Source organism: Microbispora cellulosiformans, assembly GCF_008728085.1.
Taxonomy (GTDB): Bacteria; Actinomycetota; Actinomycetes; order Streptosporangiales; family Streptosporangiaceae; genus Microbispora; species Microbispora amethystogenes.
The window spans coordinates 617,015-630,751 of the sequence record NZ_VYTZ01000005.1; the positions used below are offsets into that span (position 1 = coordinate 617,015).

Below are 13,737 nucleotides of genomic sequence, written 5' to 3' on the forward strand. Positions count from 1 at the left end.
CTGACAGACAAGGGACAGGCGTCACGCGACGCCCGCCTCCAGGCGCAGCCGCAGCGGCAGGCGGCGTACGCCGTGCAGGAACAGGTCGGGCGTCCACTCCAGGCCGGCGGGGTCGACCGCGAGGGCGATGTCGGGGAATCGGCGCACCAGCGCCCCGATGGCGGCCACGGCCTGCAGCCGCGCCAGCGCCGCGCCGAGGCAGAAGTGCGCGCCGTGGCCGAAGCCCAGATGCCGGTTGGGGCTGCGGGCGATGTCGAAGTCGTCCGGCCGGGGGAAGACCGCCGGGTCGCGGTTGGCCGCCAGCAGCACCGGCACGACCACGTCCCCGCGGGGGATGACGGTCCCGCCGATCTCGACGTCGGCGAGGACGTACAGCGGGCGGGAGTGCCCGACCGGGCCGTTGAACCGCAGCGCCTCCTCGACCATGGAGCCGATCAGCTCCGGGCGCGCCCGCAGCCGGTCCAGCTGGCGGGGGTGCCGCAGCAGCTCCAGCACGCCGTTCCCGATCAGGTTGACGGTCGTCTCGTCCCCGGCGAGCAGCAGCTGGAACACGCTGGAGACCAGCTCCGCGCGGCTGATCCCGCCCGTCCGCTCGGCCTCGGCGAGCCGGCTCAGCAGGTCGTCCCCCGGGTGCGCCCGCCGCTCGTCGATCCTCTCGTTGGCGTACGCGGCGAACTCCAGGCCGGCCCGGCGGATCCGGCCCGCGTCCCCGCTGCCCACGATCTCGTCGCTCCACCCGCGCAGCCGGGCGCGGTCCTCGGGGGGCAGGCCGAGCAGGTCGGCGACGACCAGGACCGGCAGCGGCAGCGCCAGCTCCCGGATGAGGTCGGCCTCGCCGCCCGCCGCCGCCATGCCGTCCAGGAGCTCGCCCGCGACCCGGTGGACGCGCCGCTCCAGCGCGGCCACCGTACGGGCGCCGAAGGCCGGCGCCATCAGCCTGCGGATGCGGGTGTGGTCGGGCGGATCGAGGTGGAAGACGTTGCGCCGCAGCATGGCCAGCGGATCGCGCATCTCGGCCCTGCGGTGCGGCGCGGCGAGCTCGGGCGGCAGCCGGTCGAGCTGACGGCCGACGTCCGGGTCGAGCAGCGCGCGCTGCACGTCGGCGTACCGGGTCAGGTACCACAGCACCCGGCCGCTCCCGGGGTTCACGTACCGGTAGACGGGCGCCTGCTCGCGCATCCGGTGGAACAGCGGATGGGGGTCCGGCCGGTGCCGCGCCGCCGCCGGGTCGAACAGCTGCGCGGCCGGGCCGGACGGCTGCCCGGGTTCGGTCACGGTCACGACCCTCTCCTCACGCGGACTCACCGGCGTTCCGGGACACGGGCTGCCCCCGGCCCCCGCGCCGGCGTCAGCGGTTTCCGGAGGCACGCGCGTTCTGGACGTCGAGGGCGAAGAACCGTCTGACGGCGTGTCCCAGCTCCTGCGGGCCGGTGAAGCCGCGCCGGGCCATCTCCACCTCGGCCGACGTCCCCTTCCCGTGCCAGTGGCGCAGGAAGAGCTTCGCGCAGATCTCCGGTGGCGGGACGGCGATCCGGCCACGGGTCCGCTCCGCCGCCTCGTCGGCGCGGGCGACGATCTCCGACCACTCCTGCCAGAGGCCCGACCGCCGGACCCGTTCCAGCACGACCGGCCGCCAGTCCTCCGACTGCCAGACCGGCCAGACCCGCACCATGACCAGCCGCAGCTGTTCTCCGATGGGGAGGGCGGCGCGCTCGGTCTCCGTGAGCCACGGCGCGAGCACGGGCGGCAAGGGCTCGGCTTCGGCGACCCCGAGCCGGGCGCGCACGTACGCCTCCAGGTCGAGGCCCCGGCCGGCGGCGAAGCCGGTCAGCAGGCCCGTCAGCGTCTCCTCGTGCAGGCGGGGGTAGTCGTCGCCGAACAGCCGCCCCGCGGTCACGACGTCGAGGTCGGTCATCCACCGGCCCGGCGCGTACTCGCGCCTCGACCGCCACTTGAGCGCCTCGTAGTGGGTGATCCCGGTCAGCGCCGTGTCGGCCGCCCACGCCTCGGGCTCCCCACCGGGCCTCTCGCCGGGCCCTCCGGCGCGGCGCTCGCCGGCCGCCTGCAGCGCGGCCAGCGCGTCCAGCGCGTCCAGCCGTTTGACGTCCCACTCCCCTGTGCCGATCAGCCGCCGCAGCGTCTCCAGGCAGGCGCGGTCGTCGCCGTCCACCGCCGCGCCGAGTTCCTGCCAGGTGCGGTGCGCGAACGGCATCGCCTTGGCCGCGCGGACGATGCGCTCCCCGGCCTCCGCCGGGATCCGGCCCGTCCTCGCCCCCTCCCGGCAGCCGTACCGGAGGTTGACCAGCGCGACCGTCCCGGCCGGGTAGCCGAGGTCGGCGGGGCCGTGCAGCACCGCGACCTCGTCGTCGCCGTCGACCTCGCCCGTCGTGTACATGTCGAACACGGTCCCGGCGCCGGTCATGCCGTACGGGCTCAGCTCGGCCGCGCGCAACGCGCCCATGCTGGCCGCGCCGACGACGTTCACGCCCTCGGCGATCAGCCAGAGGATCTCCTTGTGGCCCACCGCCAGCTTCTCGCGGTAGTAGCCGTCGATGATGACGGCGGTGTCGTCCGGGCTCCAGGTCTCGCTGAGCAGGTCGCCCCGGGCGACGGGCGGCCGCACCCGCGCGTGCGGCACGACGCCGCGGACCTCGTCGGGGGAGATCGTCGGACCGGCGTAGACGACCACGTTCGGCGAGCTCATCGACGACCCCCGCTCATCGGAACACCCTCGCTCATCAGAAGACCTCCGGGCACACGCGGCTCCCCGGTGCCAGCACCCTGACGACCGGCACGCCGAGGTCCTCCCGCGTCAGGTCGACGACGAGAGGCGCGTGCGAGAAGGCGACCGTGGCGCGCTTCACCACGTCGTCCAGGTCGTCGACCAGGCTCTCGTGCGCGTGCAGCGGCGTGATCGGCGCGCCGGGCTCCTGCGGCGGCTCCGGTCGCCGCGGCGCGCCCTGGCCGTCGTGGACGTTCGCGTGCAGGTCGTCGCGCGATCCCGCGATGTAGCCCAGCCTCGCCTGCGCGGCCTCGGTGACGGCGCGGCTGAGCGCGATCTCCGAGCTGAGGTGGCAGCCGAAGCCGAGGAACGGCGGCGGATAGTCGTCGCAGGTGATCCGGGCGAGGAAGCACGGCAGCCCGGTCGGCGAGGCCAGCGACCTGACCTCCATGCGGACGCGGGCCCGTTCCATCGTCACGCACAGGTCGTCGACGACCGGCGAGCCGAGCGAGCGCGGGTCGACCCGGGTCCCCCGGTCGCCGCCGGTCATGAAGGCGGTGACGGCGTCCCGCTCGATCACCTCGTACAACGCGTGCAGCACGCCCTCCGTCAGCGTGTTCCCGCTGGCCAGGCCGTTGGTCGAGGAGAAGAACACCGGCGGGTGCCAGCCCGTCCTGCGGACGAGGGTGAACTGCGCCAGTTCCATGGGGACGAGCGTCGGCGAGCCGTCGGCGAGCGATCGGGCGGCGACCCAGTCCACCGGCAGCCCGTCGTGCAGCAGGCTCGGCGCGCAGCGCGGAAGGGCGCCCACGTCGTAGCCCAGTTCCCCGGCCAGCTCACGGGCGGACGCGGTCGTGACCGGCCGCATGGGCTGCTCGGCGTGCCAGAGCTCGACGGACTCCATCATGGCCGACAGCTTCGCCAGGTCCGCCGTGACGCCCTTGCCCTGGGAGACGGCGAGGGTCCGCGCGGCAGGCCTGATCGCCTGGTACGTCGGGATGCCGAGGGTGTCGAGCCGGGTGATGTCCGCGACCCGGGTGACCCCGGCCCGGCGCGCGGCGCGGCCGGCCATCTCCAGGGTGGCGGCGGGGTCTCGGGCCCGGTCCGTCCCCGGCAGCCGGACCTTCGTCTCGTCGGAGAGGGAGAGGAGCCAAGAGTGGGAGGAGGTTTCTGTCCGCATCGTCCCCTTGCCCGGGTCGAGGTGAGGCGCCCTGTCAGGCCGGCCGTGTCAGGTGTCGGGTCGTCAGATGTTGCGTGCGCGGTTGATCAGGGCGCGGCCGCCCACGGTGTAGCCGACGACCGCCATGACCGCCAGCACGAGCAGGTCCACCCAGGCCTCGCCGACCCCGAAGACCGCGGCGTCCCGCATGCCGTTGATCGCGTACGTCAGCGGGTTGACCACGGAGATCCACTGCAGCACCGTCGGCATGCTCTCGGTGGTGTACATCGACGGGGCGCTGAAGACGAGGACGGGCATCGACACGTTCGACAGCACCATGAAGGCCTGGTAGTCCGTGATCGTGATCGCCGCCGCCAGGTAGAGCCCGTTGAGCGCCAGGGCCGACAGCACGAGCGCCGACAGCAGCCCCACCCAGTTCTCCGGGCCGAACGGCAGGTCGAAGATGAGCGCCGCCACGCCGAGGCCCAGCAGGGTCTGCCCCAGCACCAGCGAGACGCCGGCGATCATCTTGCCGAGCAGGAAGCGCGACCTGCGCATGGGGTACGACCACAGCTGGGTCGCCACCCCGCTCATCTCCTCCTGGAACACGGCCATGGCGGACGTCGCCGCCGCGCTCACGACCGACATCGCCAGCGTCATGGGGAGCAGGAAGACCGCGAACCCGACGCTGACGCCCTTGTAGTCGACGACCCTGACGAGGTTACTCAGCGAGGTGTTCACCAGCAGGAGGTAGACCAGCATCGGCGTCAGGCCGAGGATCAGGTAGACCCGGTTGCGGGCGAGCAGCGCGTACTCCCGGTAGAGCACCGCGAGCAGGTCCGTCGCCCTCGCCGTGGGGGCGGGGGGCGCGGCGTGGAAGTGCAGCCCGGCGGCCATCGTCAGCCCTCGTTCCCGGTCATCCGGAGGAAGACCTCCTCAAGCGAGTCCACGGCGGTCGACACCCCGGTGATCGCGACGGCGTGGTCCTGGCAGTAGCGGGACAGCTCCGGCAGCAGGTCGCGTGCCTTCGCGTCGTCGATGCGCACCTCGTTGTCCTCGGCCTTGGCCCTGAGCCCGGCCGACTCCGCCCAGGCGGCCACCAGGCCGCCCGACGCCGGGTCCTCGACGGTCACCAGCAGGTGGGTGCTGCCGAACTCCTCCACGAGTTCGCGCGGCTTGGCGAAGCGCACCACCCGCCCGCGGTCGACGACCAGCACGCGCTGGCTGTTGCGCTCCAGCTCGTCGATGTGGTGGCTGGTCCACAGCACCGTCACGCCGTGCTCCTCGCGCAGCCAGGTCACGAACCGCTCGACCTGACGCCGCCCCGCGACGTCCAGGCCCGCGGAGGGCTCGTCGAGGATGAGCAGCCGCGGGATGGTGAGCAGCGCCCGCACCAGTTGCAGCCGCTGCCGCTGACCACCCGACATCTGGAACACCAGGCGCTGCATCGAGCCGGTGACGCCGAGGAAGTCCGCCACCTCGAACGCCCACGGCCGCACGTCGCGCCACCGCAGCCCGCGGAACCGGGCGGCGATCCGCAGGTTGTCCAGCGCCGGCAGCATCATGTCGAACGGACCGCTCTGGTGCATCGCGCCGATGCCGCTCTTGGCGAGGACGGGCTGACGCACCGGATCGGCGTCGAAGACCCGGATCTCACCGGAGGTCGGAGTGGTGACGCCGCAGATCATCTTGATCAGGGTGGTCTTGCCGGCGCCGTTGGGGCCCAGGAGCCCGATGGTCTCCCCCTGGGCGATCTCGAAGGAGACGTCGTCCACGGCCGGTCTCTCGCTGCCCCGATATTGTTTGGTCAGCCCCACGGCCGTCACGACGTCTCTCAACACAGCCTGCCCTTCACTTCGCCCTCCCGCTGCCCAGCGATGTGAGTCGCCCTCCGATCGTCCCCCGGCCTGCTCGGAACGCGTCGCTGGTCGAGTATGAGCCGGGGACGAGCAGGTGACACAACCCCACAAACGTGGGCTACCGGCGTCGCCCGGAGGGCCATAACCACGGCCATGGCCCGGCCATACCGATCGTTAAGCGCGCCTTTCTAGGGTCGCCGCAGAGGGGGGCCTCACCAGGTCACACAATCGAGCGATCCGAACCGGGACTGCACATGGACCTTGTTTCCGACGGCCTGATCAATGATCGCGACCGATGGCTGATCGTCATGCTGGCCAGGGGCTACACGACGACGAAGATCGCCCACGAGATGCACCTCAGCCGGTACACCGTGGCGGAGCGGATCAGCAAGCTGCTCCTCCAGTTCGCCTGCAGCAACCGCAGCCAGCTCGTGGCCTACTTCTACGCGCACCGGCTCCTGCACGTCGGCATCTGGCCGCCCAGCGTCTCCGACGCCCTCGGGTAAGCCGGCCCTACGGTTCACGCGGGGTCCACGCGCGGGCGGGAGCGGGCGGCCCGGCGTGGTCCCGGCCGTCTCTGAAACTTTCGTCCCGCGCGGCGGGCCGTGCCAGCTCACCGCCCGTTTCCGCTGCCCCGGCGGCCTTCCGCCTTGTCTCCCGCCCGGGCCTTTGGCCAGCGTGAGGCCCTGGCCGCGACGGCGACTCCCGGTAATCCCCCGCCGTCAGGCCGCCAGGATCCCAGGGATTCGGAAGGAAACCCGTGCTCAGAAAAACGCTTCCCGCCGCCCTCACGGTGGCGATGGCCCTGGCCGCCGGCGCGGCCGGAGCGGCTCCGGCCGCCCTCGCCGCCGCCACCGGCCCGGCGGTCACCGTGGACGTGACCGCGGGGCGGCACGCCATCAGCCCGTACGTCTACGGCATGAACTTCGCCGACGAGACGCTGGCCAAGGAACTGCGCCTGCCCGTACGGCGCTGGGGCGGCAACGCGACCACCCGCTACAACTACCTGTACGACACCAGCAACCGGGCCTCCGACTGGTTCTTCGAGAACATCGCGGAGGACAACACCAACCCGTCCGCGCTCCCCGACGGCTCCAGCGTCGACAAGTTCGTGGAGCAGGACCGGCGCACCGGCACCGACACGATCCTCACCATGCCGCTGATCGGCTGGGCGCCGAAGGGCCGCGACGCCTCCTGCGGCTTCTCCGTCGCCAAGTACGGCCCGCAGCAGCAGACCGACCAGTGGCGGCCCGACTGCGGCAACGGCGTGAAGCCGGACGGCACGAAGATCACCGGCAACGACCCCCACGACACGAGCGTGGAGGCCGGGGCGTCGTACGTGAAGGACTGGATCGCCCACCTCACCGGCAAGTACGGCACGGCGGCGAGCGGCGGGGTGAAGTTCTACAGCCTCGACAACGAGCCCGACATCTGGCACGGCACGCACCGCGACGTCCACCCCGAGGGCGCGAGCTCGGTCGAGCTGCGTGACAAGGGATACCTCATCGGCGCCGCGATCAAGACCGCCGACCCCGGCGCCAAGACGCTCGGGCCGGTCGGCTGGGGCTGGTCCTCGTGGGACTACTCGGGCCTCGACCAGGAGGTCTGCGGCCGGACCAACTGCTGGTCGAACCCGCCCGACAAGGCGGCCCGCGACGGCCTGCCCTTCACGACCTGGTATCTGCGGCAGATGAAGAAGTACGAGGACACGAACCACCTGCGCGTCCTCGACTACTTCGACGAGCACTTCTACCCCCAGGCCTCGGGTGTCGCGTTCGGGAGCGGCGGCGACCCTGCGACCGACGCGCTGCGGCTGCGTTCCACCCGGGCCCTGTGGGACCCGTCGTACACCGACGAGAGCTGGATCAACACCCAGGTCCGCCTCATCCCCCGGATGAAGGAGCTGGTCGCCGCCGAGTATCCGGGCACCAAGACCGCGATCACCGAGTACAACTGGGGCGCCCTCGACCACATCAACGGCGCGCTGGCGCAGGCCGACGTGCTCGGCATCTTCGGCCGTGAGGGGGTCGACCTGGCCAGCCTGTGGGGCCCGCCGACCGCCTCCCAGCCCGGCGCGTACGCCTTCCGGATGTACCTCAACTACGACGGCAAGGGCGGCCGCTTCGGCGAGACCGCGGTCAGCTCCGTCAGCGCCGACCAGGACAAGCTCGCGGTGTACGCCGCCGAGCGCGCCTCCGACAAGGCCCTCACCCTCGTCGTGGTGAACAAGACCGGCGACGCCCTGACCAGCGACATCGCGCTCAAGGGCCGCACCGGCGCCGCGACCGCGCAGGTCTACCGGTACGGCGCGGCCGACACCTCGGCCATCAGGAGGGACGCCGACGTCCAGGTGGGCGCGAGCGGCTTCACCGGCACGTTCCCGGCGAACTCGATCAGTACGATCGTCGTCCCGGCGGGGACCGTGACGTCCCCCAGCCCCTCGCCCAGCGCCTCTCCGTCGCCGAGCGCGTCTCCCTCGCCGAGCGTCTCCCCGTCGCCCAGCGTGTCGCCCTCGCGCAGCCCCAGCCCCTCCCCCAGCGCCTCCCCGACGCGGTCGCCGTCGCCCTCGCCGTCGCCCAGCGGGACTCCGACGCCGCCCGGCTCCTGCTCGGTGACGTACACCATCACGAACCAGTGGCCCGGCGGGTTCCAGGCCGATGTGCGGATCGTCAACCGCGGCGCCTCCGCCGTGAAGGGCTGGCAGCTCGGCTGGACGTTCGGCAACGGGCAGACCGTCAACCAGCTGTGGGACGGCTCGTACACCCAGAGCGGCGCGAAGGTGACGGTGACCAACGCGAGCTACAACGCCTCGATCGCGGCCAACGGAGGCAGCGTGAGCTTCGGCTTCATCGGCGGCTGGAACGGCTCCAACACCGCACCCAAGCAGTTCACCCTGAACGGCGCCTCCTGCGGCGCCTGACGTGAGGACACGGAGGGCGGCGCGGTCCCGCACCGCCCGCCCTCCGGCCCCAGCCTGGCTCCCGTCCGGCGCGATCGCCGCGCGACGTGAGCGGTCATGGAAAGATCACCGCAATGGACGATGAGATCGGCTTCCTCGAGGGTCCGTTCGACAGTGACGAGGCCGCCGACGCGGTGGCGGAGATCGAGGTTAGCGACGGCCGGTCGGCTCGTCTCCGCGCTCAACGAGACGCCGGTCTGGACCGAGTGGTGGCGTCCGTCCGGCTGCAGGAGTTCCTCGTCTTCGGCACGCTCGCGACGGGCCCGTACGCGGAACAGGTCTCCCGGGGCCGCCTCACCGCGGAGGCGTGGATCGACTTCGGGCACCCGCACCTGCTCCCCGACGAGGACGTCGAGCGGGAGGTCGCCGCCGATCTGCACCGGGCCCTGTCGGCCGCGGGCCGCTACCTCGGCCTCGCCTCCCTCCCGCCACTACCCGCCTGACCTCGCCCGATCAACGGTACGTGTAGCAGTAGTTCGACTTGCCCTTGAACCGGTGGAAGGCCTTCGGGTCGTGGAAGCGCCATCGGCAGCCCGCGTCGCGCTGGCTCTGGGAGAGGTACATGGTGTCGCCCTTCCGCTTGACGCAGTACGCACCGGGCGTGGGCGACTCCCGGTACTCGACCCACTCCCAGCCGAGGCTCACGCAGTACTCGGTGAAGTGTCCGCCGCCCAGCTCCACGAGCCGCAGGGCCGACGCGGGCGACGGCTTCGGCGACTTCGAGGCCGGAGGATCCGCGGGGACCGGTGTGGCCGTCTTCGAGCGGCGGACGGTCGGCCGTGCGGTGATCGTCCTCGTCGGGGCCGTCCGGGTGACGACGGGCCCGGCCGTCGGCCGGCTCACCCGTGGCCGGGGTGAGGAGGCGGGCGAGGCGGACCGCGAGGCGGGGGTGCGCGACGGAGTCCCGGACGGAGACGCGCCTCCGCCGGCCCCGGCTGAGGCGGCGGCCGGGGCGGTGCCGGCCGCCGCCGCCCGCTCCGTCAGGGAGGGCCCGCTTCCCGCGGACGGCCGGCGCAGCGAGGGCAGCAGCGCGACGGCGGCGACCAGCGCGGCCACCACGACCACGGCGGCGACGACGGTCCCGACGACCCGCCCGCGCCGACTGCGGCCCGGCGCCTCGACCGGCCCGGACGCGGAGGGCCCGGGGGGCATGGTGGCTGGGGTGATCGCGGCCGGAGTGAGCGCGACCGGGATGATCGGGGCCGGGGTGGGCGCGGCCGGGGCGTCGTGGCGGGGGCGCACGAGGCGGTCGAGGATCTCCCGTGCGGCCGGGCGCCGTCCGGGGTCCTTGGCGAGGCAGGCTGTGAGCAGGTCGCGCAGCGGCGCCTCGACGCCGTCCAGGTCGGGTTCGTGGTTGAGGATCCGGTTGATGATGGCGGGGATCGCGTCGGCGCCGAACGGCGCGCGGCCGGTGGCGGCGAACACCATCGTGGACGCCCAGGCGAACACGTCCAGGGCGAAACCGAGCTCGCCCGCCGTGAACTGCTCGGGCGCCATGTAGGCGGGGGTGCCGACGACTTGGCTGGTCACGGTGCCCGCGCCGACGAGGGCGCGGGCGATCCCGAAGTCTATGACCCGCGGCCCGTCCGGTCCGATCAGCACGTTGTGCGGCTTGAAGTCCCGATGGACCACCCCGGCGTCGTGCAGGGCGACCAGCGCCGTGGCCGTGGCGATGGCGAGCCGTTCGAGCGCGCCGCCCGACATCGGCCCGTGCGCGGCCACCACCTGGCTCAGCGCGTGCCCCTGGACGTACTCGCTCACGATGTACGGCCGGCCGCCGTCCACGCCGGACTCCAGCACCTGGGCCGTGCAGAACCGGGCGACCCTGCGGGCGACCTCCGTCTCGCGTACGAAGGCGTCGTGGGCCGCAGCGTCTCCCCCGAGTCGCGCGTGGAAGAGCTTGACCGCGACGAGGCCGCCGGACTCGCCCTCGCCGAGGTAGACGACGCCCTGCCCTCCCTCGCCGATCCTGCCGGTGATGCGGTAGGAGCCCAGGCGACCGGGGTCGCCGGGCTCCAGCGGCTGCGGCATGACTCTCCGTCGGGTCGGGGGCACGTACGGCGCTCCCATTATCCCGCCGAAGATCGGCGGCAGGGCCGGGTTCGCCGGACCGCGGCCGCACCGACGCGCCGAGGGCCGCCGAAGGCGTGCGCCGGGCACCCCCGCGAGTGGCGGGGATGCCCGGCGTGCTCCTCCTGGTCAGGAGCGCGTCATCGGATTTCGCCGGTCAGGACGCGCCGCAGGTCAGGCTGGGCGTCTCGGCGCTGCCGCTGCCGGTGAAACCGAAGGTGGTGGTGCCGCCCGCGGCGACCGTGCCGTTGTAGGACTCGTTGCGGACGGTGACGGCCGAGCCGGAGCCAGACCGGACGCCGTTCCACAGCTGGGTGATGGACGCGGAGCCGGACCAGTTCCAGCTCACCGTCCAGCCCCTGATCGCCGAACCGCCGGCGCTCACCGTGACCTCCGACTGGAATCCGCCGGGCCAGGAGTTCACCGTCCGCATCGTCGCGCTGCATCCGCCCGGCTCCACCGTGGGCGACTCCGACGGGCTGGGCGAGGGGCTGTCGGAGGGAGTCGGGCTGGGGCTGTCCGACGGGGTCGCGCTCGGGCTGTCGGACGGCGTCGCGCTGGGGCTCACCGGCGGCGTGGGGCTGGGCGAGGTGCTGGGGACGGCGGCGTTGAGGGCGTCGAGGACCGAGGTGTAGGCGGCCTTCTTGTTGCCGTTGCCGTCGAACAGCAGCGGGGTGTCACCCGACCGCCACGAGTCGCTGTCACGCACGCCCCACACGGTGATGCCGTTGCACCGCGGCACCGCGAGGCAGTCGTTGACCACGTTGGCATAGGTCTGCGCGGACGCGCCCTGGATGTCCAGCTCGGTGATCTGCACGTCCACCCCGAGCGCGGCGAAGCTGGACAGCGTGGTGCGGTAGTTGCTGTTGTACGGGCTGCCGCTGTTGAAGTGCGACTGGAAGCCGACGCAGTCGATCGGCACGCCGCGCTGCTTGAAGTCCTTGACCATGTTGTAGACGCCCTGCGTCTTGGCCCAGGTCCAGTTGTCGGTGTTGTAGTCGTTGTAGCAGAGCTTGGCGTCGGGATCGGCGGCCCGCGCGGTGCGGAAGGCCACCTCGATCCAGTCGTTGCCGGTGCGCTGGAGGTTGGAGTCGCGCCGGCCGCCGTTGCTGTCGTCGAACGCCTCGTTGACGACGTCCCAGGCGTAGATCTTGCCCTTGTAGTGGGACATGACGCCGTTGATGTGGTCGATCATCGCCTGGCGCAGGCTGCTGCCCGACAGCGACTGCATCCAGCCCGGCTGCTGCTGGTGCCAGGCCAGCGTGTGACCACGAACCCGCTTGCCGTTCTGCACGGCCCAGTTGTAGATCCGGTCGGCGTTGGTGAAGGTGAACTGACCGCGGTTGGGCTCGGTCGCGTCGATCTTCATCTCGTTCTCGGCCGTGATCATGTTGAACTCACGGTTCGCGATGGTCGTGTACTGCGAGTCGCCGAGCTTGCTCGCGCTGATCGCGGTGCCGAAGTAGCGGCCGCTGCGGGCCGCCGCCTCGCCGAGTGTCGAGGCGGGCGGACCGGCCGACGGACTGACCGACGGGCTGGGCGAGGGGCTGTTCGGCGGCGTGGGCGACGGGGTGGGTGACGGCGAGCTCGGCGTCGTGCTGTTGAGGCCGAGGAAGTTGATGGCGTAGGCGATCTGGCCGTTGAGGGGCAGCGAGTGGCCCTGGCCGGAGACGCTGACGCCCTCGACGGGCGGCTGGGTGCCGTTACCGCCGTACCGGGTGCGGGTCCAGCCCGACGACGGGGTGTCGGTGGCGGCCGGCGTCTGGCTCACGCCGTTGAGGTTGGTCCACTGCTTGATCTCTTCGCCGAAGTTGTTGTAGTGCAGCGTGCTGTCGGTGGTGCCGTGCCACAGCTGCATGCGGGGGTAGGAGCCGGTGTATCCGGAGTACATCGAGCGGGCCAGGTCTCCCCACTGCTGGGCGGTCTTGCTGACCTGCCCGTTGGCGCACTGACTGTTCCAGGTGGAGCCGTCGGTCGTCGCGAAGCAGCCCGCCGGGACGCCCATGAACGCCGAGCCCGCCTTGAACACGTCCGGATACTCGGCGGCGAGCACGTTCGTCATCATCGCGCCGGAGGAGACGCCGCTGACGTAGATCCGGCCGGGGTCCACGTTGTAGCGCGACCTGGCGTAGTCGACCATCGACATGATGCCCACGGGGTCGCTGCCGCCGCCCCGCCTGAGCGCCTGGGGCGAATACACGTCGAAGCACTGCCCGCTGCGGGTGGCCTCGGGGAACACGATGATGTATCCGTACTGGTCGGCCGCGGTGACGTAGTCCCGGAAGTACCCGCTGTACAGCGCGGACGCGGTTCCCGTGCAGTAGTGGACGGCGACCAGCAGCGCCGGCCGGGAGGCCACCCGGTCCGGCACGTAGATGTACATGTTGAGGTTGCTCGGGTTGTTCCCGAAGCTCGTCACCCGGGTCAGCGAGGCCGCGGCGGCCGGCTGGGCGACCAGTAACGCGGCCAGCGCGACCACGGGCATCAGCATGGCCGCCAGCACGGCCACGATGCGTCGTCTCACGTGAGAGTTCCTTCCTCCGGTCGCACCGGCCCGGTGCCGCGCCGGCGACACCCGGGATCGGGCTCCCCGCACTGCTCCGAGATCGCGGGACATCGGGCCACGCCTCCACCGGATCCTGTGCCATTTAATGTTTCAGAAGACTGCCTAAAACTTTCCGACGTCACAACCGGCGGCCGGTTCGTACCGAAGCCAACCGAAAGAGCCAAAGCTCACGAGACGGCCAGGCCTTCCAGGAGGATGGGAATCTCGGAAACTTTCAAGGATGTGTCGAAATATTCCGAGTACGTTCGGCTTTTCGACACCACCTGCGGGAGGAGCGCCCGGACCCGGCTGTTGACCACACTGTCGCGGACCCGTGACAATGTGTGCGTCCCGGGCCCGCTGGGTGCCGGCACGCCGACAGGGCCGGGACGGTGTTCGGCCACGACGCGATCGGCGCCGCGT

Annotated in this window: 10 protein-coding genes; 3 read left to right on the forward strand and 7 right to left on the reverse strand. The window is 72.0% G+C overall.

All coding sequences use genetic code 11. The features are described 5' to 3' along the window. Nucleotides 1-21: 21 nt before the first annotated feature. The 5 genes from F5972_RS17055 to F5972_RS17075 all read right to left on the reverse strand — a co-directional run bounded on the left by F5972_RS17055 (nt 22) and on the right by F5972_RS17075 (nt 5,722). The gene (locus F5972_RS17055; RefSeq protein ID WP_150934446.1) at nt 22-1,281 is read right to left on the reverse strand and encodes a cytochrome P450 family protein; all 1,260 of its coding nucleotides are present in this window, start codon (nt 1,279-1,281) and stop codon (nt 22-24) included. Nucleotides 1,282-1,348: 67 nt separating this feature from the next. Next, nucleotides 1,349-2,704 carry a TfuA-like protein gene (locus F5972_RS17060; RefSeq protein ID WP_150934447.1) on the reverse strand — a complete coding sequence of 452 codons (1,356 nt, stop codon included), beginning with the start codon at nt 2,702-2,704 and terminating at the stop codon, nt 1,349-1,351. A gap of 34 nt (nt 2,705-2,738) precedes the next feature. Beyond that, the gene (locus F5972_RS17065) at nt 2,739-3,902 is read right to left on the reverse strand and encodes a YcaO-like family protein (protein ID WP_150934448.1); all 1,164 of its coding nucleotides are present in this window, start codon (nt 3,900-3,902) and stop codon (nt 2,739-2,741) included. A 63-nt stretch (nt 3,903-3,965) separates the two neighbouring features. Further along, the gene (locus tag F5972_RS17070) at nt 3,966-4,778 is read right to left on the reverse strand and encodes an ABC transporter permease (protein WP_150934449.1); all 813 of its coding nucleotides are present in this window, start codon (nt 4,776-4,778) and stop codon (nt 3,966-3,968) included. A gap of 2 nt (nt 4,779-4,780) precedes the next feature. Next, a complete protein-coding gene (locus F5972_RS17075) occupies nt 4,781-5,722 on the reverse strand; it encodes an ABC transporter ATP-binding protein (protein ID WP_204288811.1) in 942 nt (313 codons plus the stop codon). 272 nt (nt 5,723-5,994) lie between these two features. Between F5972_RS17075 and F5972_RS17080 the strand changes: the two genes are divergently transcribed. The 3 genes from F5972_RS17080 (at nt 5,995) to F5972_RS17090 (ending at nt 9,142) form a co-directional block, all read left to right on the forward strand. Continuing rightward, on the forward strand, nt 5,995-6,246 hold the full coding sequence (locus F5972_RS17080) for a LuxR C-terminal-related transcriptional regulator (RefSeq protein WP_150934450.1): 252 nt from the start codon (nt 5,995-5,997) through the stop codon (nt 6,244-6,246). Between the two features lie 254 nt (nt 6,247-6,500). Continuing rightward, entirely contained in the window at nt 6,501-8,660 is a 2,160-nt protein-coding gene (locus tag F5972_RS39605; RefSeq protein WP_225311564.1) for a glycoside hydrolase family 44 protein, read from the forward strand. A gap of 113 nt (nt 8,661-8,773) precedes the next feature. Then, nucleotides 8,774-9,142 (forward strand): hypothetical protein, encoded by a 369-nt coding sequence (locus F5972_RS17090; RefSeq protein ID WP_150934451.1) that lies wholly within the window; start codon nt 8,774-8,776, stop codon nt 9,140-9,142. Between the two features lie 10 nt (nt 9,143-9,152). Here the strand turns inward: F5972_RS17090 and F5972_RS38160 are convergent, their stop codons facing one another. Together F5972_RS38160 and F5972_RS17100 are read right to left on the reverse strand one after the other, a co-directional pair. Continuing rightward, nucleotides 9,153-10,730: a serine/threonine protein kinase gene (locus F5972_RS38160; protein WP_225311565.1), complete on the reverse strand. Its 1,578-nt coding sequence runs from the start codon at nt 10,728-10,730 to the stop codon at nt 9,153-9,155. Between the two features lie 196 nt (nt 10,731-10,926). Next, nucleotides 10,927-13,293, reverse strand: a complete 2,367-nt coding sequence (locus F5972_RS17100; protein ID WP_150934452.1) for an extracellular catalytic domain type 1 short-chain-length polyhydroxyalkanoate depolymerase — start codon at nt 13,291-13,293, stop codon at nt 10,927-10,929. Nucleotides 13,294-13,737 lie beyond the last annotated feature (444 nt).

Excerpts from the sequence above, each read along its gene's own strand:
- F5972_RS17060 (WP_150934447.1), bottom strand. The coding sequence starts at position 2,704 with ATGAGCTCGCCGAACGTGGTCGTCTACGCCGGTCCGACGATCTCCCCC.
- F5972_RS38160 (WP_225311565.1), bottom strand. The coding sequence starts at position 10,730 with ATGCCGCAGCCGCTGGAGCCCGGCGACCCCGGTCGCCTGGGCTCCTAC.
- F5972_RS17080 (WP_150934450.1), top strand. The coding sequence starts at position 5,995 with ATGGACCTTGTTTCCGACGGCCTGATCAATGATCGCGACCGATGGCTG.
- F5972_RS17070 (WP_150934449.1), bottom strand. The coding sequence starts at position 4,778 with ATGGCCGCCGGGCTGCACTTCCACGCCGCGCCCCCCGCCCCCACGGCG.
- F5972_RS17090 (WP_150934451.1), top strand. The coding sequence starts at position 8,774 with ATGGACGATGAGATCGGCTTCCTCGAGGGTCCGTTCGACAGTGACGAG.
- F5972_RS17065 (WP_150934448.1), bottom strand. The coding sequence starts at position 3,902 with ATGCGGACAGAAACCTCCTCCCACTCTTGGCTCCTCTCCCTCTCCGAC.